The following is a 21,690-nucleotide window of genomic DNA, read 5'->3' as shown; positions in this document are numbered from 1 at the left end:
CGTTTAGCTGGTGGGGTGTTCGGCCGGGTCGGGGGCCGAATCGTCGGCGATGGCCAGCAACCGATCCAGGTCTGCCGAATGGGCGTTGCAGGAGTTGTCCAAGCACCACAATCGACCGTCGCGGCGTTGTCGCGCCAGCGCAATCGCCCGCACTCCCGTTGACCGACAATGGAATCAACGACCGCACAGTCGGTCAACATCAGGAGGTAGTACGAAAATGACTGCAGTTGAACACGTTCCGATGACTCGCCCCAAGTACAACCGCCTGCAGAACGAACTCACCGCGTTGCGCTCCCGACCCAGCGTCGAAGTCGCCGACGACTTGGTGGATACCGGCGAAGACTTGCTCGGGTATCGAGCGCGGCGCGCCCGCATCCGCCACCTCGAGCGTCTGCTGGCTCGCGCGAAACACCCTAAGCGAGACGCTGTCGCCGAACCGGGGAAGCTGGTCACCGTCCGCTATGACGACAGCGGCCGTACCGAGACATTCATGCTGGGCGGATACGGCGCCTGCGACACCGACAAGAAGATCTACCCCCTTCGGTCGCCGATCGGTCGGGCCGTTGTCGGGGCACGTGTCGGAGAACGGCGGCAGGTGCTGACGCCGGAGGGTGCGGCTGTGCCAGTGACCCTGATCGACATCGACGCGGGAGGCCGCTAGGCGCGCAGATAATCGAGTTGCACCTGCACCGACCACTCGGCGGCGTCCCAGAGCTTCTCATCGACATCGGTGTAGACGTGCTCGACGATCTGCCGGGCACCGGCATCCTCACCGAGTTCACGCAGCGCGGCGCGCACCTGCTCCAGCCGCTCCTGCCGATGGACGAGGTATCCCTGGGCCACCCTTTCCAGATCGCCGAGGTCGGGCCCGTGGCCAGGCAACACCGTGCGGCGTCCGAGCCCCCGGAGCCGCTGCAGCGACTCCATGTAGTCAGTGAGTTTGCCGTCTTCCTTGTCCATCACGGTGGTGCCGCGACCGAGCACCGTGTCGGCGGTCAATACCGCGTCGTCAAGCACGAAGCTCAACGAATCGGCGGTGTGGCCGGGGGTGGCCATCACCTTGATCTTCAGGCCGGCGGCGTCGATGACCTCGCCGTCGATGAGATGGCCACCGAAGCCGCGCAGGAACCCACTGCCGGCGGACCGGACGGTGGCCCCGGTCAGTTCGACCAGCTTGTCGATGCCATCGGTGTGGTCCGAGTGCCGGTGACTGATCAACACCAGGGTGACGCGGCCCAGCGCGGCCACCCGTGCGATGTGCTCGTCGTCGTCCGGCCCGGGGTCCACGATCACCAGCTCGTCACTGCGCGGGCCGCGCAACACCCAGGTGTTGGTGCCTTCCAGCGTCATCAAACCGGGATTGTCGGCGAGCAGTACCGATGCCGTGTCGGTGACCGGCCGCAGCTGGCCGTAGGCGGGATGCGTCAGCGTCTCGACTGCCTCGGCCACAGCTGCTAACCGACCTCGACGATCAGCTCGACCTCCACCGGCGCGTCCAGCGGGAGCTCGGAGACCCCGACGGCGGAACGTGCGTGCGCGCCGCTGTCGCCGAACACCTCGGCGAGCAAGTTGGATGCGCCGTTGACGACGCCCGGCTGCCCGTGAAATCCGGGGGCCGAGGCGACGAAACCGACGACCTTTATCACCTGGGTCACCGAGTCGAGCCCCACCAGTGAATCCACCGCGGCCAACGCGTTGAGCGCACAGATCCGCGCCAGCGCTTTGCCTTGTTCCGGGGTGACCTCACCCCCGACCTTTCCGGTGTGCGTCAATTTGCCGGCCTCCAACGGCAGCTGGCCGGCGGTGTAGACGAGGTTGCCGGTGCGCACCGCGGGCACGTAGGCGGCCAGCGGCGACGCCACCTCCGGCAGTGCGATGCCGAGCTGCTGGAGGCGAGCTTTCGCGCTCATCGTCCCGCCGCCTTACTTGGGTCGTTTCAGGTAGGCGACGTGCTGCTCACCGGTGGGCCCGGGCAACACCGAGACCAGCTCCCAGCCGTCAGCGCCCCACTGGTCGAGGATCTGCTTGGTCGCGTGGGTGAGTAGCGGAACCGTCGCGTACTCCCATGTGGTGGGTTGGGTCATGCCGCGAGCTTATCGGCCAAACCGCAACGGCTAGCATGCGATGGTGGCAAACACTTCTAGCGGCGGTAGTTCCGTCGGGTGGCCGTCGCGCCTATCGAAGGCCCGCCTGCACTTCGTCACCGGAAAAGGCGGTACCGGGAAGTCGACCATCGCCGCAGCCCTGGCGCTGACCCTGGCCGCCGGCGGACGAAAGGTCCTGCTGGTCGAAGTCGAAGGGCGGCAAGGGATTGCGCAGCTCTTCGATGTCCCGCCACTGCCCTACCAGGAAGTCAAGATCGCGACGGCCGAACGCGGCGGCCAGGTCAATGCCCTGGCGATCGACATCGAGGCCGCATTCCTGGAATACCTCGACATGTTCTACAACCTCGGCATCGCGGGCCGCGCAATGCGGCGCATCGGCGCGATCGAGTTCGCCACCACGATCGCGCCGGGCCTACGCGACGTGCTGCTCACCGGCAAGATCAAGGAGACCGTGATCCGGGTCGACAAGAACCGGCTACCGCTTTACGACGCGATCGTGGTCGACGCTCCCCCGACCGGCCGCATCGCCCGCTTCCTGGACGTCACCAAGGCGGTCTCGGATCTGGCCAAGGGCGGGCCGGTGCACTCCCAGGCCGAGGGTGTGGTGAAGCTGCTGCATTCCGATCAGACCGCAATCCACCTCGTCACGCTGCTGGAAGCGTTGCCGGTTCAGGAAACGATGGAGGCCATCGAGGAACTGGCCGAGATGAAACTGCCGATCGGCAGCGTGATCGTCAATCGCAATATCCCCGCGTACCTGGAACCCGGAGATCTCACCAAGGCCGCCGAGGGTGTGGTCGACGCCGACTCGGTGCGCTCCGGTTTGGCGATGGCCGGGGTCGAACTGGACGAGGCGGATTTTGCCGGACTGCTCACCGAGACCATCCAGCACGCCACCCGGATCGCGGCCCGTTCCGAGACGGCTCAACAACTCGACGCCCTACGCGTTCCGCGACTCGAGTTACCCACCATCTCCGACGGCGTCGACCTCGGCAGTCTGTATGAGCTCTCGGAAGTACTTGCACAGCAGGGGGTTCGATGACCACGCCGCCGCCACACAAGCCGACGCCCCTGGACATGGCGGCCATCTTGGCCGACACCAGCAACCGCGTCGTGGTCTGCTGCGGGGCGGGCGGGGTCGGCAAGACCACCACCGCCGCGGCGATTGCGCTGCGCGCCGCCGAATATGGGCGCACCGTAGTGGTTTTGACCATCGACCCGGCCAAGCGACTCGCACAAGCGTTGGGCGTCAACGATCTTGGCAACACACCACAGCGCGTGCCCCTCGCACCCGAAGTGCCCGGCGAGCTGCACGCGATGATGCTGGACATGCGGCGCACCTTCGACGAGATGGTGGTGCAGTACTCGGGATCGGCTCGCGCACAGTCGATTCTGGACAACCAGTTCTATCAGACCGTCGCCACGTCGCTGGCCGGCACGCAAGAGTACATGGCCATGGAGAAGCTCGGGCAGTTGCTGGCGCAGGACCGTTGGGACCTGATCGTGGTCGACACCCCACCCTCGCGCAACGCACTGGATTTCCTGGACGCGCCCAAACGGCTGGGCAGTTTCATGGACAGTCGCCTGTGGCGGTTGCTGCTGGCGCCCGGACGCGGCATCGGCAGGCTGGTGACCGGAGCGATGGGCCTGGCCATGAAGGCGATGTCGACGATCCTCGGTTCCCAGATGCTGGGCGATGCCGCAGCGTTCGTGCAGTCACTGGACGCGACGTTCGGCGGCTTCCGGGAGAAGGCCGACCGCACCTATGCGTTGCTGAAGCGGCGCGGCACCCAGTTCGTCGTCGTCTCGGCTGCCGAACCTGACGCGCTGCGGGAGGCGTCGTTCTTCGTCGACCGGCTCTCCCAGGAGGGGATGCCGCTGGCGGGACTGGTGCTGAACCGCACCCACCCGATGTTGTGCTCGTTGCCCGTCGAGCGGGCCATCGATGCGGCCGAGAAACTCGACACCGAGGGGGCCGACTCGGAAGCGGCGGCGCTGGCGTCGGCGGTCCTGCACATCCATGCCGATCGGGCGCAGACCGCCAAGCGGGAGATCCGGTTGCTGTCCCGCTTCACCGGGGCCAACCCGCACGTGCCGGTAGTCGGAGTGCCGTCGCTCCCGTTCGACGTCTCGGACCTCGAAGCGCTGCGCGCCCTCGCCGACCAGATCACCGCCACCTAGCGCGCTGATCTGCGGTTATGCGCAATCATCCCGGTGATATTCGACGGCGATTCAAGATCACATTGAGCGCTTAATCACCGAATTAACGCTGGAAATCGCTTTGAGCAGGGCAAACAGGCCACACATAGTATTACGCTCGGCTAAGCTGTAACAGAAAAGTAATGACATAGCGCCCAATGGCGGTGCGCCCACTGCCCCTGTATCACCCACCGATCCACGCCTGAACCGGTTCAGTGCCATCGCCACCGGCTCGCCACCGGGAATGCGCGAGAAGGCGGCCAGCGATCGGGCTGCCACCAGCGACGATGCCGTCCGCACGGCGCTTATTAAACGCCGATCTAACGGCGATTCGATCTGGACAGCTGTTCGGTAATCGAAAAACGCCCTCTGAGCTGCCAAAACAGCCTTTCCGCGATGATACGGCCAGCTAACTTGTAACACATTCGCAATGACAAGCGGACGCCCCCGCCGGTTCGGCAGGGGCGTCTTCCGGTGGATCAGATGATGTTGCGACGCTTGCGCTTGTCCAGGTAGTCCGACCAGGAAACCACCTCAGGGTGCTGCTTGAGCAGGGCGCGACGCTGGCGCTCCGTCATGCCGCCCCATACGCCGAACTCCACCTTGTTATCCAGGGCGTCTGCGGCACATTCCTGCATTACCGGGCAGTGGCGGCAGATCACGGCGGCCTTGCGCTGCGCGGCGCCGCGTACGAAGAGTTCGTCGGGATCGGTTGCCCGGCAGAGCGCCTGCGATACCCAGGTGATGCGCTCCTCAGCCTCGACGCTGCGGAGAAGGTTACCCGTGGACGTGAGGTTGGTCCTCCGTGCGCCCGGACGTGTTCCTGACACGAGCTGTTCCCTTCCTCCCGGCCGCTGTCGCGACCGCCCAACCCGGTTCCAGCCGATGGAGCGATTTGGCCCACACTGCGCGCATCGGTGTTACCTGAATCTCACTGCAGATATAAGTTAGGTGGTCAGGTGGCAATTACGCAACAGTCCGATAACGCTTTTTCTGGGACGATCGTCCCGTCTCGTACCGGGCGGCCGGGGAAAGCAGGGTCTGCCTGTCCCATTTTGGGCCTCTGACCAGTGACGTCGCCGTAAGTTTAGCCCCAAACGGGGGTAGCGGAACAGTGGGACACCTGCTAAAGAATTTTTTCCCACCCGCGCGGCGCGGCAGCGTCGCAGGGGGTCGCTACTGTAGTACGCATGTCCGAGCGTCCCCCGGTCGCACTCACGCTGTTGAAGTTGGCCGGCTTCTGCTTGCTGGCCAGCGTCGTGGCCACTGCGTTGATGTTCCCCTTCGCCGGCGGCGTCGGACTGATGTCCAACCGCGCCTCGGAGGTTGTGGCCAACGGCTCGGCCCAGCTGCTGGAGGGGCAGGTCCCCGCGGTGTCGACGATGGTCGACGCGAAGGGCAACACCATCGCGTGGCTTTACTCTCAGCGCCGCTTCGAGGTTCCCTCCGACAAGATCGCCAACACGATGAAGCTGGCGATCGTCTCGATCGAGGACAAGCGGTTCGCCGATCACAACGGCGTGGACTGGAAGGGCACACTGACCGGCCTGGCCGGTTACGCCTCGGGTGACATCGACACCCGGGGCGGCTCGACCATCGAACAGCAGTACGTCAAGAACTACCAGCTGCTGGTCACCGCTCAGACCGACGCGGAGAAGCGCGCCGCCGTGGAAACCACTCCGGCACGCAAGCTGCGTGAAATCCGGATGGCCCTCACGCTGGACAAGACCTTCACCAAGCCCGAGATCCTGACCCGCTACCTGAACCTGGTGTCGTTCGGGAACAACTCCTTTGGAGTGCAGGACGCCGCGCAAACCTATTTCGGCGTGAACGCGATCGACCTGAACTGGCAGCAGGCGGCGCTGCTGGCCGGCATGGTGCAGTCGACCAGCGCGCTGAACCCCTACACCAACCCCGAAGGTGCGCTGGCCCGACGGAACCTGGTGCTGGACACCATGATCGAGAACATCCCGTCCGAGGCGGAAGCGCTGCGGGCGGCCAAGGCCCAGCCGCTGGGCATCCTGCCGCAACCCAACGAGTTGCCCCGGGGCTGCATCGCCGCCGGTGACCGGGCTTTCTTCTGCGACTACGTCCAGGAATACCTCTCGCGCGCCGGTATAAGTAAGGAACAGGTGGCCAGGGGTGGCTACCTGATCCGCACCACGCTGGCCCCGGACGTGCAGGTCCCGGTGAAGGCGGCCATCGACAAGTTCGCTCCCCCGACGCTGTCCGGCATCTCGAGCGTGATGAGCGTGATCCTGCCGGGCAAGACATCTCACAAAGTCGTGGCAATGGCCAGCAACCGTAAGTACGGGCTGGACACCGAGGCCGGTGAGACCATGCGCCCGCAACCGTTCTCCCTGGTCGGCGACGGCGCCGGGTCGATCTTCAAGCTCTTCACCACCGCCGCCGCCATGGACATGGGCATGGGCATCAACGCCAACCTGGACGTGCCGCCTCGCTTCCAGGCGAAGGGCCTGGGCAGCGGCGGTGCGAAAGGGTGTCCGAAGGACACCTGGTGCGTCGTCAACGCCGGGAACTACCGCGGATCGATGAATGTGACCGACGCGCTGGCAACCTCACCCAACACCGCATTCGCCAAGCTGATCTCGCAGATCGGTGTCTCCCGCGCGGTCGACATGGCCATCAAGCTCGGTCTGCGCTCCTACGCCAATCCCGGTACCGCCCGCGACTACAACCCGGACAGCAACGAGAGCCTGGCCGACTTCGTCAAACGGCAGAACATCGGCTCGTTCACGCTGGGCCCGATTGAGGTCAACGCGCTGGAGCTGTCCAATGTGGCGGCCACGCTCGCCTCGGGCGGCATGTGGTGCCCGCCGAACCCGATCGACAAGCTGATCGACCGCAACGGCAACGAGGTCTCGGTCACCACCGAAACCTGCGAGCAAGTGGTTCCCGAAGGGCTGGCCAACACCCTCGCCAACGCGATGAGCAAGGACGCGGTGGGCAGTGGCACGGCGGCGGGTTCGGCTGGGGCGGCAGGCTGGAACCTGCCGGTGTCCGGTAAGACCGGTACCACCGAGGCGCACCGCTCCTCCGGTTTCGTGGGCTTCACCAACCGCTACGCCGCGGCCAACTACATCTACGACGACTCGCCCTCCCCGACCGACCTGTGTTCGGGTCCGCTTCGGCACTGCGGCAGCGGCGACCTCTACGGCGGTAACGAGCCCGCTCGCACCTGGTTCACCGCGCTGCAGCCGATCGCGAACAATTTCGGCGAGGTGCACCTGCCGCCCACCGATCCGCGTTATGTAGACGGCTCGCCTGCCGGGCGGGTGCCCAGCGTGGCCGGCCTCGACATCGATCAGGCCCGACAGCGCCTGCGCGACGCCGGGTTCCAGGTAGCCGACCAGCCCAACTCGGTCAACAGTTCCGCCAAGTACGGCGAGGTGGTCGGAACTTCGCCCACCGGGCAGACGATTCCGGGTTCGATCGTGACCATCCAGATCAGTAACGGGATCCCGCCGCCACCTCCGCCGCCGCCGGACGGTGGTCTGCCGCCGGAGGTCGTCGGATCCCAGGTGGTCGAGATACCTGGGCTGCCGCCGATCACGATTCCACTGCTGGCACCACCACCTCCACCGCCACCGGGAGGGCCGCCGCCACCCCCGTAGGAGTGGTTGGCGCAAGACACGCGCGTCAAGCGACATACCGGCAGTAAACTTGCCGTCATGCCTGAAGTGTTGCCCGTGTTGCTACGAACCGGTGCCGCCGCCCTGGGCTCGGCGGTCGCGGGGGTGGGTTACGCCGCGCTGGTAGAGCGGAACGCCTTCGTGCTGCGCGAGGTGACGATTCCCGTCCTGAGTCCGGGTTCCACGCCCCTGCGGGTGCTGCACATCAGTGACCTGCACATGACGCCCAACCAGCGGCGCAAGCAGGCCTGGCTGCGTGAGTTGGCCAGCTGGGATCCCGATCTCGTGGTCAACACCGGCGACAACCTGGCACACCCCAAGGCCGTGCCGGCCGTCGTCCAGTCGCTGGGCGACTTGCTGTCCCGGCCCGGGGTTTTCGTCTTCGGCAGCAACGACTATTTCGGTCCTCGCCCCAAGAACCCGGTGAACTATCTGAGCAACCCGGGTCACCGGGTGCGCGGCGAACCGCTGCCCTGGCAGGATCTGCGTGCGGCCTTCACCGAACGCGGCTGGCTGGACATGACCCACACTCGCCGCGAGTTCGAGGTTGCCGGTCTGCACGTTGCCGCCGCGGGCGTCGACGACCCGCACATCGACCGGGACCGCTACGACACCATCGCCGGGCCGGCCAGCCCGGCGGCCAACCTGCGGCTGGGCCTGACCCACTCGCCCGAACCGCGGGTGCTGGACCGCTTCGCCGCCGACGGCTACCAACTGGTGATGGCCGGACACACGCACGGTGGCCAGCTGTGCCTGCCGTTCTATGGAGCCATCGTGACCAACTGCGGTCTGGACCGCTCCCGGGCCAAGGGAACGTCCCGGTGGGGCGCGAACATGCTGTTGCACGTCTCGGCGGGCATCGGGACCTCACCGTTCGCGCCGGTGCGGTTCTGCTGCCGGCCCGAAGCCACTCTGTTGACCCTGATCGCCACTCCGATGGGTGACCGGGACGCGACCAGCAACCTCGGTCGCTCGCAGCCAACCGTTTCGGTGCGTTGACCGAGCGGACCCGCATCGCGGTCCGCAGTCAGCCCCGCGCCTGGGCCGACAACGCCATCCGGCTGATCGAGGCCGATGCACGTCGCAGCGCCGACACACATTTGCTGCGCTATCCCCTGCCGTCGGCCTGGTCGGGTGAGGGCCCCGGAGCCCGGGTGGCGCTCTACCTCAAAGACGAGACGACGCACATCACCGGAAGCCTCAAGCACCGGTTGGCTCGGTCGCTGTTTCTGTACGCGTTGTGCAACGGATGGATCGATGAGGGAACCACGGTGGTCGAGGCCTCGTCGGGCTCCACGGCAGTGTCCGAGGCCTACTTCGCCGCGCTGCTGGCGTTACCCTTCGTTGCCGTGATGCCCGCGGTCACCAGTGCGGCCAAGATCGCGTTGATCGAATCACACGGGGGCCGTTGCCATTTCGTCGAAAAATCCAGTGAGGTCTATGCCGAGGCGGCACGGGTGGCCGCAGAGACGGGCGGTCATTACCTGGATCAGTTCACCAACGCGGAGCGCGCCACGGATTGGCGGGGCAACAACAACATCGCGGAGTCGATCTATCAGCAGATGGCCGACGAATCACACCCGATACCCAGCTGGATCGTGGTGGGCGCCGGCACCGGGGGCACCAGCGCGACGATCGGCCGCTACATCCGGTACCGGCGACACGCTACCCGGTTGTGCGTCGTCGACCCGGAGAATTCCGCATTCTTCCCCGCCTATGCCGAAGGACGGCCAGACGCCACCACGGGTGCGTCGTCGCGGATCGAGGGCATCGGCAGACCCCGGGTAGAACCGTCGTTTCTACCCTCGGTCGTCGACCGGATGGTCTCGGTGCCCGATGCGGCGTCAATCGCGGCTTCTCGTCACGTGAGCGCCGTGTTAGGCCGTCGGGTGGGGCCCTCGACGGGCACCAATCTGTGGGGCGCCTTCGGACTGCTGGCCGAGATGGTCGCCGAGGGGCGCGGTGGCTCGGTGGTCACCTTGCTGGCCGACAGCGGTGACCGTTATTCGGACACGTACTTCAGTGACGAGTGGGTGGCCGCGCAGGGACTGGATCCGACCGCGCCCGCCCAGGCCCTGATCGAGTTCGAGCGGAGCTGTCGGTGGAACTGAGGCGCCGACCTGCCGTTTGGGAGGTCGCTGCCTCGGTGCGATAGGCTGTCGAGGCTTCATGCGGGGTGTGGCGCAGCTTGGTAGCGCGCTTCGTTCGGGACGAAGAGGTCGTGGGTTCGAATCCCGCCACCCCGACTTTGATGTCTCAAGACATCGGAATAGATCCGGACCTTCAATCAGGGTTCGGATTTTTTCTTTTCTTCTGCCAGTAGGAACGTTGCGGGCTGACAGTCCACGCTCCCGTCGAGGGTTAGCTGGCGTGGGTCCAGATGATGATTCGGATGCCCGGGGGGCCAGGCAGGAGCAAACACTCCAAAATCATTCGTACTCACATTTTTTTCTCGATCACAAGCGTCGGGAATCGTGCCATGATGGGCATCGTCACATCGTCCGTTGGCATAGTTGCCAGGCAGGAGGACCCTGATGCCGTACCTGATCGCTACCCCGGACGTGATGACCACCGCAGCGGCGCAGGCCGCGGGCATAGCCAACTGGACGAAAGCGGCGAACCTGGCGGCGTTGGCCCCGACCGGCACGCTGATTGCCGCCGCGAGCGATGAGGTGTCGACGGCGATCGCATCGCTGTTCTCCGGCTACGCCCAGGAATATCAGACGCTCAGCGCTCAGGTGGCCGGACTGCAAGACCAATTCGCGCAGGCATTGCGGGCCGCCGGCGGGGCTTATGCGGCCGCCGAGACGGCCAACCTCGGCGCGCTGCAGCCTGTCGCCGACCAGATTCTGGGTGCGATCAATGCCCCGACGAACCTGTTGTTGGGCCGTCCGCTGATCGGTGACGGCGCCAACGGTGTCGCCGGGACGGGTCAGGCCGGTGGGGACGGCGGCCTTTTGTGGGGCAATGGCGGCATGGGTGGGTCGGGCGCAGCGGGTCAGGCCGGTGGGCGCGGGGGCAATGCCGGTTTGATCGGCAATGGTGGCATCGGTGGCACCGGTGGTATCAACCGCGGAATCGGTGGCAACGGCGGCACCGGCGGCCTGCTGTGGGGTAACGGCGGGGCCGGCGGCACCGGAGGGGTCGGCACGATTACCTACGGGTTCGGTGGCCTCGGTGGGAGCGCCCTGTCCCCGTTCGGCTCTCCGGGCGCCAACGGCGCAGGCGGGTTCGGCATGGGGAACACGCTGTTCGTGCCGTCCGACGCCAATGCGCTCGCGGCCCTCTTGGCGACCGCGCCGGACGAAAACTTCTTGTTGATCGGCACGGACGGCACCAATCTGAGCAGAATCCTGGCGCTCGGCGCCGGCCCTGACGGCACCCCCAACTTCCACCAGTTCATGCTGCAGAGCACTACCGCCGCATCAACAATCGTCGGACACACGAGCGTCTCCAACCCCTCGTGGACGACCATTCAAACCGGTGTGTGGAGCGAGACGGCGGGCGTCACCAACAATGTCTTCACCCCGTGGACCTATGACAACTGGCCGACGGTGTACAACCACCTCGAAGGCACCTTCGGCGACAACATCAACACCACGGTGATCGGCAACTGGCCCGTCATCACCGACATCGCCGGCGCTGGCGCGTTCCCAGCCGACAACGTCCACTTCGTCGGGCACTCCGCGGATGACCCGTATTGGTTTGCATCCCAAGCCCAGGTCACCCAGTTGACCCGGGAGGCGATCATGACCGCGAATCCCGACAAGGGCAATCTCATCTTCTCCTACTTCGTCGGTGTCGACGAAATGGGCCATGCATACGGCGGCGCCTCCCCCGAGTACACAGCGGCCCTACGAAACATGGACATGCAGCTTGGCCAGCAAACGGTAGGTGGCAGCGGGGTTTTGGGAGCGGTAGCCGACTGGGAGCAGATGTGGCAGCCAACCCATCCCGGCGAGGAGTGGACCACCCTCATCGTCACCGACCATGGCCACATCGACCCCAACCAGTTCGGCCGCGGTCACGGCTTCCAATCACCTTTAGAGACAGCGACATTCCTCATGTGGGATCCGGCCGGCAACAACACCTTCGACGGTTGGATCAACAACTCCTGGCAGATCGTCGATACGACGCCGACGATCCTGGATCAATTCGGCCTGCAGACGCCCGGGTACATGCAGGGCACTCCTCTTACGGACGCCAGCTTCGCCGGCACCTACGTGAATCCCGCGTTGCCGCCACCAGCCACCGGCACCAACTTGTTCAGCGTGCTCAGTGCCGACTTCGCCGCGCAGGGTTACCCCGATATTGCAACGAACTTGATCCTGGATTCGCGCACGGTCGCTGCCACAATTCCGTACCTGGTCTACTCCCCGATCCAAGGCATCGTCGACGCCGTGCCCAGCTTCCTGCAGCTACCGGTGTCTTGGCTCGGCGCCGGCGTCTACCAGGCCCTGAACATCCCCGCACAGATCTTTGTCCGATTCACTGGCGTGACCGGCAACCAGATCATCCCGCCGGTGCTGAACCCGTTCATTTAACGCCCAATACGCGCTACCGCATGGTGGCGAAGTTTCGCCACAGGTTGCGCAGGCTTTCGGTGCCGCCGAACAGCGTGGTGAAGTGGGTGGAGTCGATCAGCACGATGTCGCCGGCCCGTGTCCCCTCGGGCGGTAGCCAGATCAGGGCATTGAACTCGGTGTTGCCCGCTGCGGTAAAGGGGTGCGGTCGCACCGGGTCGATCTGCTGCCGGCCCAGCACTCGCACCGAGGCATCCTCTGGCTGGGTCAACTCGTAATGCGGCAAGTGCTGATGGAAATTCAGCGTCGTCACGTCCCGTAACAAACCCAGCTCGTCGAGATCACGAAACCCGTTCAACGGCACGATTTCTCGAGTCCCATCGATCAGCGCGGGTCGTAATCCCCAAGTGTTGTGCACCGGTACGCCTAGCGCCGCCATCAACGATCGCGTGTACGCGGTGAATCGTTGTTGGCGGGGCACCAGGGGGTCGCCGTGATGTTCGTATTCCACCTGCCGCTGGGCCAGGTCGTCGGTGAAACCGACGTCATGATGAGGCGCCAGCACGAGGCAGGTGCCGTCCCGTTTCAGCCAGTGCTTGATGGCCTCGACTTCAGCGGAGTCGGCGCTCTGCGCGGACGCGAGGTGATCGAGTCCGAACACCATGAGTGTGTCAGTGTCGGCCAGTATCCGGTCATCGATGGGTAGCCGATATCCCGCCTGGTCGACACGCTGAAAAACCGCCACCGGGTGCCCGGTGATCTCGCCGACCAACTGCTGGAAGTCCAGCGTCGAGCGGTGGAACAGTTCGAGGGTGCCGGCGACCCCTTGCAGGAAATTCGCCGCGTCGTACTCCGCAGTTTCGTAGGCCGGCCACGCGACATTCCGGACTTCGGTGATGGTGGAGAACCGGTTCTCCATTGCCGCCGGGTCACGTTGGGCTTCCCAGGGATAGCTCCAGGTCCAGTAGATGCTGACGCGCCGATGCCAGTCGCGTGCCCTCGGCACGTGAGTTTGGTTATAGGTGCGTGCGGGTCGGGCCATGCTGCGACCCCCTATCCGGCGAGTTCGGCGAGATAGCGCAGGGCGTTGAGTCCCGGCAGGAAGAAATAGGCACCGCCGCGCAAGGTGGTGAACGCCGGAAGTCCTTTGTGTACCTTACGGATCGGGCGCTTGGGCACCGTGAAATCCAGCGTGCCGTCCTGTGTCCCGCAAATCGGATCGTGTTCGTTGCCGAGCTCGTGGAACGTCTTGTCGTTGATCCACACGTTCTGCGCGAACTCAAACTGCCGCACCAGGTTTGCGCAGATGATGAAGGCCGCGATTCCCCGGTCCACCCCATCGTCGGGTGCGCCGTCGGGGAGGTCCGGCCCGTAAGTGGCGCCGCGGCGAATCATCCGCCGGCGGTTCATGTTGTGCGCGGTGTCGCGCGGATTGAGACGGCGAGCGTGCGCACCGAGCGGGCAGGCGTATCCGAAGGGGTCCATCCTCCCGTAATCAAAATTGTTGTTGCGCATCGGGTCTGAGCCCAGCACCGGATCGTCATGGGTGGGGGCGAGCACCAGCGGAGCACCGCTGCGCCACCGGCCCATGAACTTCGCCGCCAGCAGTTCCTGATCCTCGGGTGTCGCGGCATTGGCTCCGAGGTATTCCCGGAACAATCCGACGTGCTCCTGCAGTCTGCGGTAGGCCATGAAGCTGCCGTTACGCGACAAGGTCTGCGGCTCAGGGAGATTGACGAGACCCTCTTCGTCTGGATAGCCCAGGATGAACTCACCCGGTTCCAGGGGGCCGCCGGATCCGGGAGTCGGCTCCTCACCCGAGCCCTTGATCACTGGCTGAGAGAGGCGGTCGCGGAACCCGAAATGGTCGTGGGCGTAGTCGAACGGCGGTGTGGCGTTGAGTTCCAGGTGTGACAGCGAACGGACCCCGGAGCATCGGCCGAGCAGGGCGTCGTGTTCATCGATGCAGCGTCGCGACTCGGCGTCGTCGCGGGCGAAGAGAATGGCGATCGCGTGCAGATCCGCACCGGCCAGTCCGCCGACCCAGTGGCGGGGATGGTTGGCGCCCGTGTCGCCGAGGATGTCGGCTCGCGCCGCCATGCCCTCACGGAACGCATCAGGGAAGGTGTCGAGTGCATCCTGCTCAACCCCGAGCGCCCGCAGCCCGGTCCAGGTGAACGCGAGGGTTACCCATCGTTGCGAGTTGTCCACGGTGGCCCGCACGTCAGCCGCCGATTGAACGACGTCGAGCAGTTCGGTCAACCACGCCCGTCCTGAACTCGGGTCGTCGAAGGTGAGGAACTCGTACCGCCCGGTCAGCGCCGGCGTGCGGGTTAGCAGTATGTGCTGAATGTCGTCCAGTTCCAGCATGTCCGCTCTCCTCCGGCGTACCTCACTGCATCTGGTCGAGCATGGTGGAGAAGGCGTCCTTGAGACGTAGCGCCTTCTTGATCTCGTCGGCGGTGACATACGGATACTCGCCGTACTCCAAGAAGCTGGGGAAGTGGTGCTCGCGCACGAATTGCACAAAGGATTCCGGGTTTTCCTTCCAGTCCTCGGGAAATCCTTCGAGGTTGGTGAAGACGGTGTTGATGCCCGATTGGCCGAACAGCATGACAGCGTCTTCGGTGTATTTGTCGAAATCGGTGTCGAAGATTCCTTGATACTGGAAATGCAAACCGCCGCCCACGTCGAAAAGCAGCCAGCGCAGGTAATGCAGCCGCAGCGGCGCAAGAAATCCGGGGTTGGCAGTGATCGCTTCTTCGATGGTTTTGCCGTGCCGCCGGATGGCGTCCTCGCGTCCCTCTTTGACTTTCGCGATGATGGAGAATCCGTAGCAGGCCGGCGTTCGGGGGAACGTTGGACCGTACCGGCCCCGCTCGGCCACGAAATACCCACCCTTGGGAAGGGCGAGTGCGGCAGGTTGGTCCCAACGGGCGTTCGCCATGTCGGCCTCTTCCCTAGTACCGATAGGCGCCCAAAATAGCACTAGGAGAGCGCATCACCTAGCGATCGCCGAACATGCCAGTATCCAGTTGCCGCATCGACCCCGTTGTCACGGCAACTGGATACTGGACGTCCAGTGCAGCTAAAACCAGACCCTTCGGCCACCCACCGGGCGCCCAACGGCTCCCAGGATCCACAACACGACACCGACGAGCACGAGGATGCCGCCAATCGTGTAAAGGATGCTAATCCCGGTGAAATAGCCGACGAGCAACAGGATGATCCCCAGAATAATCATGTCGCGCCCCTTCTGTTGAACGCTGTGTAATAGCGATCCACCCGTGGATTACCCAGCTATGGGGGGGTCCAATCACAATGCAAAACAACAGTTCGGTAACCCTAGCGGGGGCGGTAACGGACCCTGGTGCCGTGCCTCGGCGCGAGCATGATGGAACGTCGCACGATCGTCTCGGGCACAGCGTCGACGGCGGTGAATTCGCCTTCGCGCACCAGCACGTGCAGCACCGTGATCAGCTCGCGCATCGAAAACGCTGCGCCCAGACACCTTTTGACGCCGCCCCCGAACGGGACCCACGCGTACGTCTGCGGGCGCACACCCAAAAACCTCTCCGGGCGGAACTCGTTCGGGTGATCGTAGACCGCGGGATTGCGGTTGATGGCGATGATGTGGACGACGATCCGCGTTCCGGCGTCGACCAGATAACCCCCGATGGGATACGGCTGCGCGGCAACCCGCGCCGTCAACGGTGCCGGCGGACGGACCCGCAGTGTCTCGTCGATCACCGCCGTCGTGAACGCCTCCCCGCCCTCGCGGGCTTCTTCCTGCACCCGTCGCATCGCGTCCGGATGATGCAGCAACAGGTCGAACGCCCATGCCAGCGCCGTAGCGGTGGTTTCGTGTCCGGCAAGCATCAAGGTGATCAGGTCGTCCCGAATCTCACTGTCGGACAGCGACTTTCCGTCATCCCCCCGCGTGCACATGAGCAGCGCCAGAATGTCGTGTTGCTCGGCCAGCTGCGGATCGCCGCGGCGCGCAGCGATCAACGGCATGACGACGTCGTCGATCTCACGGTTGGCCCGGGCCCGGCTGGGCCACACCCGCAGGGTGCCCAACCGGCGCAGGGCGTAGCGGACGGTCAATTGCTCGGAGACACCAAGATTCAGCAGCCGCTCGAACGGTTGCCCCAGGCGGCGCACTTCGTCGGGATCGTCGACGCCGAAGATCACCTTGACGATCACGTCGAGCATCAGGGCACGCGCCGCGTGCAACATCTCGAAAGGCTGGTCCACCGGCCAGTCGCACATCGCCGCTCGGGTGGACGCTTCGATGATCGGCACGTAGCTGCTGAGCGCGGCACCGTGCAACGGCGGGGCCAGCAGCCGGCGCCGGCGCTGATGTTCCGGCTCTTCTTGCACGAACATCGATCCGGCGCCGTAGATGGCCGCGGCGGGACCGACACCTTCGCCCCCCAGCAAAACGTCGGTCGGCGCAGTGAAGACTTCCTTGGCCAGAGCGGGATCGGACACGATCGCGACGTCGCCCAGGCTCAGAATGGGCATCGTCATGATCGGCCCGTAGCGGCGGATCAGCCGCAGCATCCGGCGCTCGCCGCCGACGAGATATGCCACTGCGTAGGCTGCCGCTGCGGCGCTTCGGACCCCGCGTGGTGCGGGTAGGCCCGGCGGTGGGCTCAGGGGCGCTGCCACGACTGTCGACACAACACGGTGCCAGCGCCTAGGTCAATGACGACCTCAGATGCAATCCGCGCAGATCTGCCGTCCACCGCTGGACATCCGCAGCCGGTTGCGGTGCTGAACCAAGAAGCAACTCGAGCAAGTGAACTCGTCGGAGCGCTGCGGGATCACTACCACCGACAGTTCTTCACCGGAGAGGTCCGCGCCCGGAAGTTCAAAGAAGGGAGCGTCATTGAGGTCGTCGTCGACGACGGCCGTGGCGAGCTTCGGCATCGGGCCGAGCTCGCCCAGCGGGGATCCGTCGGCTGCGTCAGCCTCGGTCACGCGGCGTGCGTCATAATCGCTGATAATAGGCATGGCATTCCCTCCTGTGACCGGGCTCGCGACCCCGTGGCGGTCGCCCGTTGGCACAGGCAGTACCCAATTCGAAACCCGCTCACACCCGCGCGCGGGAAAATCTACGCATCTGCTAATAGCGGCCCGGCCAACCGCCCGCGTACGGGGCTACCGCCGTGGCCGGCGCGGCACTGCGCTGGCGTCGAAAAGCGTTCCGCTGATTGTGTGAAACCCAAGCCAAGCCGAACCAGGGCGATGCAATGGCAAGCACCAGGGCTACTCCGGCCAGCAGGTCGTGCCCCGTGGCCATCGCCATCAGCCCGATGGTCAGTCCGACCGTCCACACAGCCGCGGACAGCACGCCCGGCACGCTGACCGTCCGTTCATCCTCAACGTCTGCCACCGCGGAGCCGGCAGCCACGACGTCTGTTCCGATGTAAACCATGCCCGCTCCCGGTGCTCGCAATAACAAATTATGGTTACTATATCCTATAGCTACAGTTGCTACGACATCTCTTTCGTCGGGTTTGGCTGAGGCCTGTTGAGTTGCCGCAGAGCGGGTACTAGTCGTCTGTGAGTAAAACCGCTGTCTTGGTCATCGACATGTTCAACGACTACGACCACCCCGACGCAGAACCGTTGGCGGACAACGTCGCCAGCATCATCGACCCCCTGGTCGGGCTGGTCGACCAAGCGAAATCCCACGAGGGCGTCGATCTCATCTACGTCAACGACAACCACGGCGATTTCACCGCCGACCACCGCGCGATCATCAACAGCGCCCTGGAAGGCAAGCGGCCCGAGCTGGTCAAGCCCTTGGTTCCTGAGCCCGGCGCCAGGGTCGTCACCAAGGTGCGCCACAGCGTGTTCTACTCGACCGCGCTGGACTACCTGCTGCACCGGCTCGAGACGGAACGCATCGTGCTGGCGGGCCAAGTCACCGAGCAGTGCATTCTCTATAGCGCCCTCGACGGTTACCTCCGCCACTACGACGTTGTGGTTCCGCGCGACGCGGTCGCCCACATCGACGAGGAGTTAGGTGCGGCGGCGCTGAGAATGATGGAAAGCAACATGAGTGCCGAACTGTTGCCCGCCGACCGCTGCCTGCCGTAACACACACAGCCCGACGACCTGATCCAGGGAAGGTATCCATGAGTGGCCCCAACGCCGAAAAGGCCGAGTCCGACGTCGAATCCGAGGACCACGAGTCCAAATCGCGCGCCGGACGCGAGTCTGACGGCAACTACGTCGGGCGTACCGCCTCCGATGACGACTTCGACGCCGGGGAGACCGGCGCGGAAGCACGCAGCCAGGACGGCTGAGTCACCGGTGCAGATCCACCACGAGCGGTCGGTGGTCGGAAATGGGCATCAGGTCCGCGGTTGCGGCAGACGCGCGGAGTTCATGGTCGTCGGTGAGAATGTGGTCGAGCTGACGATCGGGCTCGGGCGCGGGAAACGTCGTCGCCGACGCCAGGGGGCGCATCCCCGACCAGCGGTGTACGACTGACGGCGGAAGATTGAGATCGCCCATCAGCAGCCGTGGACCGGGTAGGCCGCGCAGGTCTCGAACGAGCCGCCGTAGTTGCCGACGGTTCCACCCCGGCACAAACGAGAGGTGGGTATTGGCCACGGTCATCACGCCCAAAGGAGTCCGCAGCCGAGCGATGACCGCCGCGCGCGGTTCCTCGTTGACGACCATCACTTTGTTGGGCCCAGGCAGGTACATCGGGAAGCGGACCGGAATGCGCGGGAACCGCACGACCTGCCAGCTGGTCGCGGGGTACCGGGACAGCAGCGCGATTCCGTATGCGGCGGTGCCGGGTTGTTCCCGGCCGGTGGCGGCCATCCATGTCGCGCCGGGCGTTCCGGCGATGGCCGCTACGAACCGGTGCTCGACGGCGTTCATCGCCTCGGCCGCCGCGGCGGTGAGGTCCGCCCTCCCGGATCGGGGCTGGTCGAAGTCGACTTCTTGCAAGGCCAGCACATCGGGATCGAGGCGACGCACGCACTCCCGCAACTTCTCCAGGTCCACCCCATTGCCGACCGTGCGGCCGTGCAGGATGTTGAAGGTAGCGACCCTCAAGTGCTGCGCCGCCCGGCCAGCCGTCCGAGTTCAGCCAGGTCACGCTCGGCGTGACTTTGTCGTATGTAGATGGTCAGATCGGCGACCCGTTGTGCGTGCCGCCCGTCCTCGCAAAGGGGTCCCGGTCCCAGCGCGCGACCGGTGCGGGTGATCGCTTCGTCGACCGCGTGTTCCACCACCGCCCGCACTCGCCGGGCCAGCAGTTGGGCGGTACCCGCGCGGTCGAACGGGTCCGCGTCGACGTGCGCGGCCGCAACGGCCAGCATCGCGTCGCCGGCGGCCAGCGCGGCATCCACCGCACCCAGGTGCGCCAGCGCGTACGCGTCGGCCGATTCAGTACTGGCGCAGCGGTACAGCGGATCGGCGACCCTCCGGGCACCACCCAACCAACAGGCGGCCACGCCGATCGCGCCGTGCCAGAAACCGGCGCGAGTCAGGTAATCGCCCGGCTCGCCGACCAGGATGGCGTGCACGTTGTTGAACTGCACCGACCGAGTGTCACTACCGGCCATGCCGGGGTTCCACCAGGTGCTGGGCAGCGGTTTGACCCCTGGATCGGTCAGGGTGACTGCGAACAGTCCGACTTCGCCGTCTTCGATGACGGCTGTCACCAGGGCGTTCGAGCAGAAGCCGGCGCCGGAGCACCATAGTTTGACGCCGTTGAGCACGAATTCGTCACCGGCGATGTTGACCGCGTTGAGCACCGCGTCCGGAGCCTCGGCCGCCCAGACGCTCCACAATTGGTTGGGTTCCGGTGGCTTGCCACCCAGCTCGTGCAGGATCGCGACCGCGTCGACGTGCGCTTCGGCGATGCGGGCGGCCGCGATGTCGTCCTCGGCCAGGCGCGCGAGGCGCTGCCAGCGTTCTGCGGTGTAGCCGGACGCCGGCAGCGGCAATTCCAGCCGCCCGGACTCCAGCCAGTGCTGCACCAGCCCTGCAGTCATCGTCGCGGCCTCGCATCACGCGACGTTTCGGTTGACATACCTGAAAAATTTCCCGTTCAACGTCCGATTAAACGGTTGTAGAGGACACAGCGGTCGACAGGTTGCACCCGGAATCAGCGGGGTATGCCCTAGCAACCATGACCTCTACCACGGATCCGCACTGCATCGAGCTGCGCGAGGCGCTGCGCTCGGCGGCGTCGGCCCTCAAGGAGCACGGCCCGCCGTTCGCTCTTGCCGGCAGCTACGCCCTGTGGGCCTACGGCGCACCGGAGCCCACCCACGACGTGGACTTCGTTGTCACGGAGTCCGATGTATCGGCCGCCGCCACCGTGCTGGGTAAGGCCGGGTTCACGATCGAGCGGCCTCCGGAGGACTGGCTGTTCAAGGCTCATATCGGTGAAACCGTGGTTGACGTATTGCATCGGGTCAACGGTCAGGTGGTCGAGCCGGCGACGCTGGACGTCGCCGAAGAGCGCGTGGTGCTTGCCGTGCGCATGCCGGTGCTGCCGCCGACGACGGTGTTCATCCAGAAGCTGCGCGCGTTGACCGAGCATTACTGCGACTTCACGAAGCTGATTCCGGCCGCACGGGCGATCCGTGAGCAACTGGACTGGGACCGGATCGAGGAGGACACCGCGGACAACGATTTCGCGGCCGCGTTCTTGGTGCTGGCGAGTCGCTTAGGTCTGCGCGAGTAAAACCGGCCGACCAGGGGTACCTCAGAGAACCATGGATTCACTGCCAAGCCGGGACGATGACCTCGAAGAGGTCGTCGACCAGATGCAGAAAAACGTGACCGACGAACGCCGGGAGGAGAACGTGCCCGGCAACGCCACCGAGCGTGAACAAGCTCCGGTCCGTGACCCCGAACCGGAGCAGGAACCGCCCGACTGACTCCCGATTAGTGGTTACGCAGCTTGGCGACCAGCTTGTCCTTGGTGAGGCTTGAATAGCCGGACATACCAAGCTCTTTGGCGCGCTTCTTCAGGTCCGCGACCGTCCAGTCGTCATACGATCCGGACTTGCCACCCTTGCGGCCGACCTTTGACTTGCCTTGGCCCGCGGCCGCGTTGGAGATCCGCGCAGCTTTCTCCTTGGAGTCACCCTTTTTCCGCAGGTCCTTGTAGAGCTTTTCGTTCTTGATCGACGAATTCGGCACGACGCCACCTCCTATGCGTGATTG

The 21,690-nt window shown here is 65.1% G+C and carries 25 protein-coding genes, 1 tRNA gene and 1 pseudogene; 12 read left to right on the top strand and 15 right to left on the bottom strand.

Features of this window, described 5'->3' with window-relative positions:
- Nucleotides 1-3 precede the first annotated feature (3 nt).
- The gene (locus A5645_RS27590; protein ID WP_155767877.1) at nt 4-153 is read right to left on the bottom strand and encodes a hypothetical protein; all 150 of its coding nucleotides are present in this window, start codon (nt 151-153) and stop codon (nt 4-6) included.
- Between the two features lie 64 nt (nt 154-217).
- On the opposite strand from A5645_RS27590, the gene A5645_RS06675 reads away from it, so the two are divergent.
- Entirely contained in the window at nt 218-661 is a 444-nt protein-coding gene (locus A5645_RS06675) for a GreA/GreB family elongation factor (RefSeq protein ID WP_065034131.1), read from the top strand.
- Here the strand turns inward: A5645_RS06675 and A5645_RS06670 are convergent.
- Genes A5645_RS06670 through sp36 form a run of 3 tightly spaced genes read right to left on the bottom strand, consistent with a single transcriptional unit; the run spans nt 658 to nt 2,084 of the window.
- On the bottom strand, nt 658-1,449 hold the full coding sequence (locus A5645_RS06670; protein ID WP_065034130.1) for an MBL fold metallo-hydrolase: 792 nt from the start codon (nt 1,447-1,449) through the stop codon (nt 658-660). The genes A5645_RS06675 and A5645_RS06670 overlap by 4 nt on opposite strands.
- Before the next feature lie 5 nt (nt 1,450-1,454).
- A complete protein-coding gene (locus A5645_RS06665; protein ID WP_065128981.1) occupies nt 1,455-1,910 on the bottom strand; it encodes a RidA family protein in 456 nt (151 codons plus the stop codon).
- 12 nt (nt 1,911-1,922) lie between these two features.
- On the bottom strand, nt 1,923-2,084 hold the full coding sequence (sp36, locus tag A5645_RS27585) for a Sp36 family protein (RefSeq protein ID WP_099051178.1): 162 nt from the start codon (nt 2,082-2,084) through the stop codon (nt 1,923-1,925).
- A gap of 40 nt (nt 2,085-2,124) precedes the next feature.
- Between sp36 and bagA the strand changes: the two genes are divergently transcribed.
- Together bagA and bagB are read left to right on the top strand one after the other, a co-directional pair.
- Nucleotides 2,125-3,147, top strand: coding sequence for an ATPase BagA (gene bagA / locus A5645_RS06660; protein ID WP_065128980.1), 1,023 nt, complete (start codon nt 2,125-2,127; stop codon nt 3,145-3,147).
- On the top strand, nt 3,144-4,286 hold the full coding sequence (gene bagB, locus A5645_RS06655; RefSeq protein WP_065128979.1) for an ATPase BagB: 1,143 nt from the start codon (nt 3,144-3,146) through the stop codon (nt 4,284-4,286). Before bagA ends, bagB begins: the two co-directional genes overlap by 4 nt.
- A 497-nt stretch (nt 4,287-4,783) precedes the next feature.
- Here bagB and A5645_RS06650 read toward each other — a convergent pair whose 3' ends face one another.
- The gene (locus A5645_RS06650; RefSeq protein WP_036362926.1) at nt 4,784-5,134 is read right to left on the bottom strand and encodes a WhiB family transcriptional regulator; all 351 of its coding nucleotides are present in this window, start codon (nt 5,132-5,134) and stop codon (nt 4,784-4,786) included.
- 360 nt (nt 5,135-5,494) lie between these two features.
- On the opposite strand from A5645_RS06650, the gene ponA2 reads away from it, so the two are divergent.
- The 5 genes from ponA2 to A5645_RS06625 all read left to right on the top strand — a co-directional run bounded on the left by ponA2 (nt 5,495) and on the right by A5645_RS06625 (nt 12,501).
- A complete protein-coding gene (ponA2, locus tag A5645_RS06645) occupies nt 5,495-7,939 on the top strand; it encodes a transglycosylase/D,D-transpeptidase PonA2 (RefSeq protein ID WP_065128978.1) in 2,445 nt (814 codons plus the stop codon).
- A 57-nt stretch (nt 7,940-7,996) separates the two neighbouring features.
- Complete coding sequence (locus tag A5645_RS06640; protein WP_065034125.1) at nt 7,997-8,956, top strand: metallophosphoesterase; 960 nt, start codon at nt 7,997-7,999, stop codon at nt 8,954-8,956.
- The gene (gene cds1 / locus A5645_RS06635) at nt 8,953-10,068 is read left to right on the top strand and encodes an L-cysteine desulfhydrase Cds1 (RefSeq protein WP_065034124.1); all 1,116 of its coding nucleotides are present in this window, start codon (nt 8,953-8,955) and stop codon (nt 10,066-10,068) included. Before A5645_RS06640 ends, cds1 begins: the two co-directional genes overlap by 4 nt.
- 61 nt (nt 10,069-10,129) lie before the next feature.
- Nucleotides 10,130-10,203: transfer RNA gene (locus tag A5645_RS06630), tRNA-Pro, on the top strand.
- A gap of 288 nt (nt 10,204-10,491) precedes the next feature.
- Nucleotides 10,492-12,501: a PE domain-containing protein gene (locus A5645_RS06625; RefSeq protein ID WP_065128977.1), complete on the top strand. Its 2,010-nt coding sequence runs from the start codon at nt 10,492-10,494 to the stop codon at nt 12,499-12,501.
- Nucleotides 12,502-12,514: 13 nt separating this feature from the next.
- Here the strand turns inward: A5645_RS06625 and A5645_RS06620 are convergent, their stop codons facing one another.
- The 7 genes from A5645_RS06620 to A5645_RS06595 all read right to left on the bottom strand — a co-directional run bounded on the left by A5645_RS06620 (nt 12,515) and on the right by A5645_RS06595 (nt 17,923).
- On the bottom strand, nt 12,515-13,522 hold the full coding sequence (locus A5645_RS06620) for a hypothetical protein (RefSeq protein WP_065128976.1): 1,008 nt from the start codon (nt 13,520-13,522) through the stop codon (nt 12,515-12,517).
- Nucleotides 13,523-13,533: 11 nt separating this feature from the next.
- On the bottom strand, nt 13,534-14,850 hold the full coding sequence (locus A5645_RS06615) for a Dyp-type peroxidase (protein ID WP_065034121.1): 1,317 nt from the start codon (nt 14,848-14,850) through the stop codon (nt 13,534-13,536).
- Nucleotides 14,851-14,872: 22 nt separating this feature from the next.
- The gene (locus A5645_RS06610; RefSeq protein ID WP_065034120.1) at nt 14,873-15,427 is read right to left on the bottom strand and encodes a hypothetical protein; all 555 of its coding nucleotides are present in this window, start codon (nt 15,425-15,427) and stop codon (nt 14,873-14,875) included.
- Nucleotides 15,428-15,568: 141 nt separating this feature from the next.
- Complete coding sequence (locus A5645_RS27580) at nt 15,569-15,724, bottom strand: hypothetical protein (RefSeq protein WP_099051209.1); 156 nt, start codon at nt 15,722-15,724, stop codon at nt 15,569-15,571.
- A gap of 101 nt (nt 15,725-15,825) precedes the next feature.
- A complete protein-coding gene (locus A5645_RS06605; protein ID WP_155767876.1) occupies nt 15,826-17,166 on the bottom strand; it encodes a cytochrome P450 in 1,341 nt (446 codons plus the stop codon).
- A 33-nt stretch (nt 17,167-17,199) separates the two neighbouring features.
- Nucleotides 17,200-17,499 carry a DUF4193 domain-containing protein gene (locus A5645_RS06600; RefSeq protein ID WP_065128975.1) on the bottom strand — a complete coding sequence of 100 codons (300 nt, stop codon included), beginning with the start codon at nt 17,497-17,499 and terminating at the stop codon, nt 17,200-17,202.
- A 112-nt stretch (nt 17,500-17,611) separates the two neighbouring features.
- Complete coding sequence (locus A5645_RS06595) at nt 17,612-17,923, bottom strand: hypothetical protein (RefSeq protein ID WP_065034118.1); 312 nt, start codon at nt 17,921-17,923, stop codon at nt 17,612-17,614.
- Between the two features lie 128 nt (nt 17,924-18,051).
- Here A5645_RS06595 and A5645_RS06590 point away from each other — a divergent pair, with 128 nt between their 5' ends.
- Both A5645_RS06590 and A5645_RS28080 read left to right on the top strand, forming a co-directional pair.
- Nucleotides 18,052-18,591 carry a cysteine hydrolase family protein gene (locus tag A5645_RS06590; protein ID WP_065034117.1) on the top strand — a complete coding sequence of 180 codons (540 nt, stop codon included), beginning with the start codon at nt 18,052-18,054 and terminating at the stop codon, nt 18,589-18,591.
- A 38-nt stretch (nt 18,592-18,629) separates the two neighbouring features.
- A complete protein-coding gene (locus tag A5645_RS28080) occupies nt 18,630-18,800 on the top strand; it encodes a hypothetical protein (protein ID WP_172830481.1) in 171 nt (56 codons plus the stop codon).
- A 1-nt stretch (nt 18,801) separates the two neighbouring features.
- Here A5645_RS28080 and A5645_RS06585 read toward each other — a convergent pair whose 3' ends face one another.
- A complete protein-coding gene (locus tag A5645_RS06585) occupies nt 18,802-19,563 on the bottom strand; it encodes an endonuclease/exonuclease/phosphatase family protein (RefSeq protein WP_065128974.1) in 762 nt (253 codons plus the stop codon).
- Entirely contained in the window at nt 19,560-20,507 is a 948-nt protein-coding gene (locus A5645_RS06580; protein WP_065034115.1) for an acyl-CoA dehydrogenase family protein, read from the bottom strand. The genes A5645_RS06585 and A5645_RS06580 overlap by 4 nt, the downstream gene beginning before the upstream one ends.
- 98 nt (nt 20,508-20,605) lie before the next feature.
- Between A5645_RS06580 and A5645_RS06575 the strand changes: the two are divergent.
- Together A5645_RS06575 and A5645_RS28075 are read left to right on the top strand one after the other, a co-directional pair.
- Nucleotides 20,606-21,205 (top strand): annotated as a pseudogene (locus A5645_RS06575) (nucleotidyltransferase); the annotation flags it as partial.
- Nucleotides 21,206-21,236: 31 nt separating this feature from the next.
- Entirely contained in the window at nt 21,237-21,401 is a 165-nt protein-coding gene (locus A5645_RS28075; RefSeq protein ID WP_167659595.1) for a hypothetical protein, read from the top strand.
- Between the two features lie 7 nt (nt 21,402-21,408).
- Here the strand turns inward: A5645_RS28075 and A5645_RS06570 are convergent, their stop codons facing one another.
- Nucleotides 21,409-21,666, bottom strand: a complete 258-nt coding sequence (locus tag A5645_RS06570) for a DUF7218 family protein (protein WP_065034137.1) — start codon at nt 21,664-21,666, stop codon at nt 21,409-21,411.
- Nucleotides 21,667-21,690: the final 24 nt, after the last annotated feature.

Origin of the sequence: Mycobacterium asiaticum (genome assembly GCF_001673635.1) — a bacterium.
Taxonomy (GTDB): Bacteria; Actinomycetota; Actinomycetes; order Mycobacteriales; family Mycobacteriaceae; genus Mycobacterium; species Mycobacterium asiaticum_C.
This window is presented reverse-complemented; position numbering and strand designations above follow the sequence as displayed.

Excerpts from the sequence above, each read along its gene's own strand:
- A5645_RS06640 (WP_065034125.1), top strand. The coding sequence starts at position 7,997 with ATGCCTGAAGTGTTGCCCGTGTTGCTACGAACCGGTGCCGCCGCCCTG.
- A5645_RS28080 (WP_172830481.1), top strand. The coding sequence starts at position 18,630 with ATGAGTGGCCCCAACGCCGAAAAGGCCGAGTCCGACGTCGAATCCGAG.
- A5645_RS06675 (WP_065034131.1), top strand. The coding sequence starts at position 218 with ATGACTGCAGTTGAACACGTTCCGATGACTCGCCCCAAGTACAACCGC.
- A5645_RS06615 (WP_065034121.1), bottom strand. The coding sequence starts at position 14,850 with ATGCTGGAACTGGACGACATTCAGCACATACTGCTAACCCGCACGCCG.
- sp36 (WP_099051178.1), bottom strand. The coding sequence starts at position 2,084 with ATGACCCAACCCACCACATGGGAGTACGCGACGGTTCCGCTACTCACC.
- ponA2 (WP_065128978.1), top strand. The coding sequence starts at position 5,495 with ATGTCCGAGCGTCCCCCGGTCGCACTCACGCTGTTGAAGTTGGCCGGC.
- A5645_RS28075 (WP_167659595.1), top strand. The coding sequence starts at position 21,237 with ATGGATTCACTGCCAAGCCGGGACGATGACCTCGAAGAGGTCGTCGAC.
- A5645_RS06600 (WP_065128975.1), bottom strand. The coding sequence starts at position 17,499 with ATGCCTATTATCAGCGATTATGACGCACGCCGCGTGACCGAGGCTGAC.
- A5645_RS06665 (WP_065128981.1), bottom strand. The coding sequence starts at position 1,910 with ATGAGCGCGAAAGCTCGCCTCCAGCAGCTCGGCATCGCACTGCCGGAG.
- A5645_RS06610 (WP_065034120.1), bottom strand. The coding sequence starts at position 15,427 with ATGGCGAACGCCCGTTGGGACCAACCTGCCGCACTCGCCCTTCCCAAG.
- A5645_RS06595 (WP_065034118.1), bottom strand. The coding sequence starts at position 17,923 with ATGGTTTACATCGGAACAGACGTCGTGGCTGCCGGCTCCGCGGTGGCA.
- A5645_RS27580 (WP_099051209.1), bottom strand. The coding sequence starts at position 15,724 with ATGATTATTCTGGGGATCATCCTGTTGCTCGTCGGCTATTTCACCGGG.
- A5645_RS06580 (WP_065034115.1), bottom strand. The coding sequence starts at position 20,507 with ATGACTGCAGGGCTGGTGCAGCACTGGCTGGAGTCCGGGCGGCTGGAA.
- bagB (WP_065128979.1), top strand. The coding sequence starts at position 3,144 with ATGACCACGCCGCCGCCACACAAGCCGACGCCCCTGGACATGGCGGCC.
- A5645_RS06620 (WP_065128976.1), bottom strand. The coding sequence starts at position 13,522 with ATGGCCCGACCCGCACGCACCTATAACCAAACTCACGTGCCGAGGGCA.
- A5645_RS06625 (WP_065128977.1), top strand. The coding sequence starts at position 10,492 with ATGCCGTACCTGATCGCTACCCCGGACGTGATGACCACCGCAGCGGCG.
- bagA (WP_065128980.1), top strand. The coding sequence starts at position 2,125 with ATGGTGGCAAACACTTCTAGCGGCGGTAGTTCCGTCGGGTGGCCGTCG.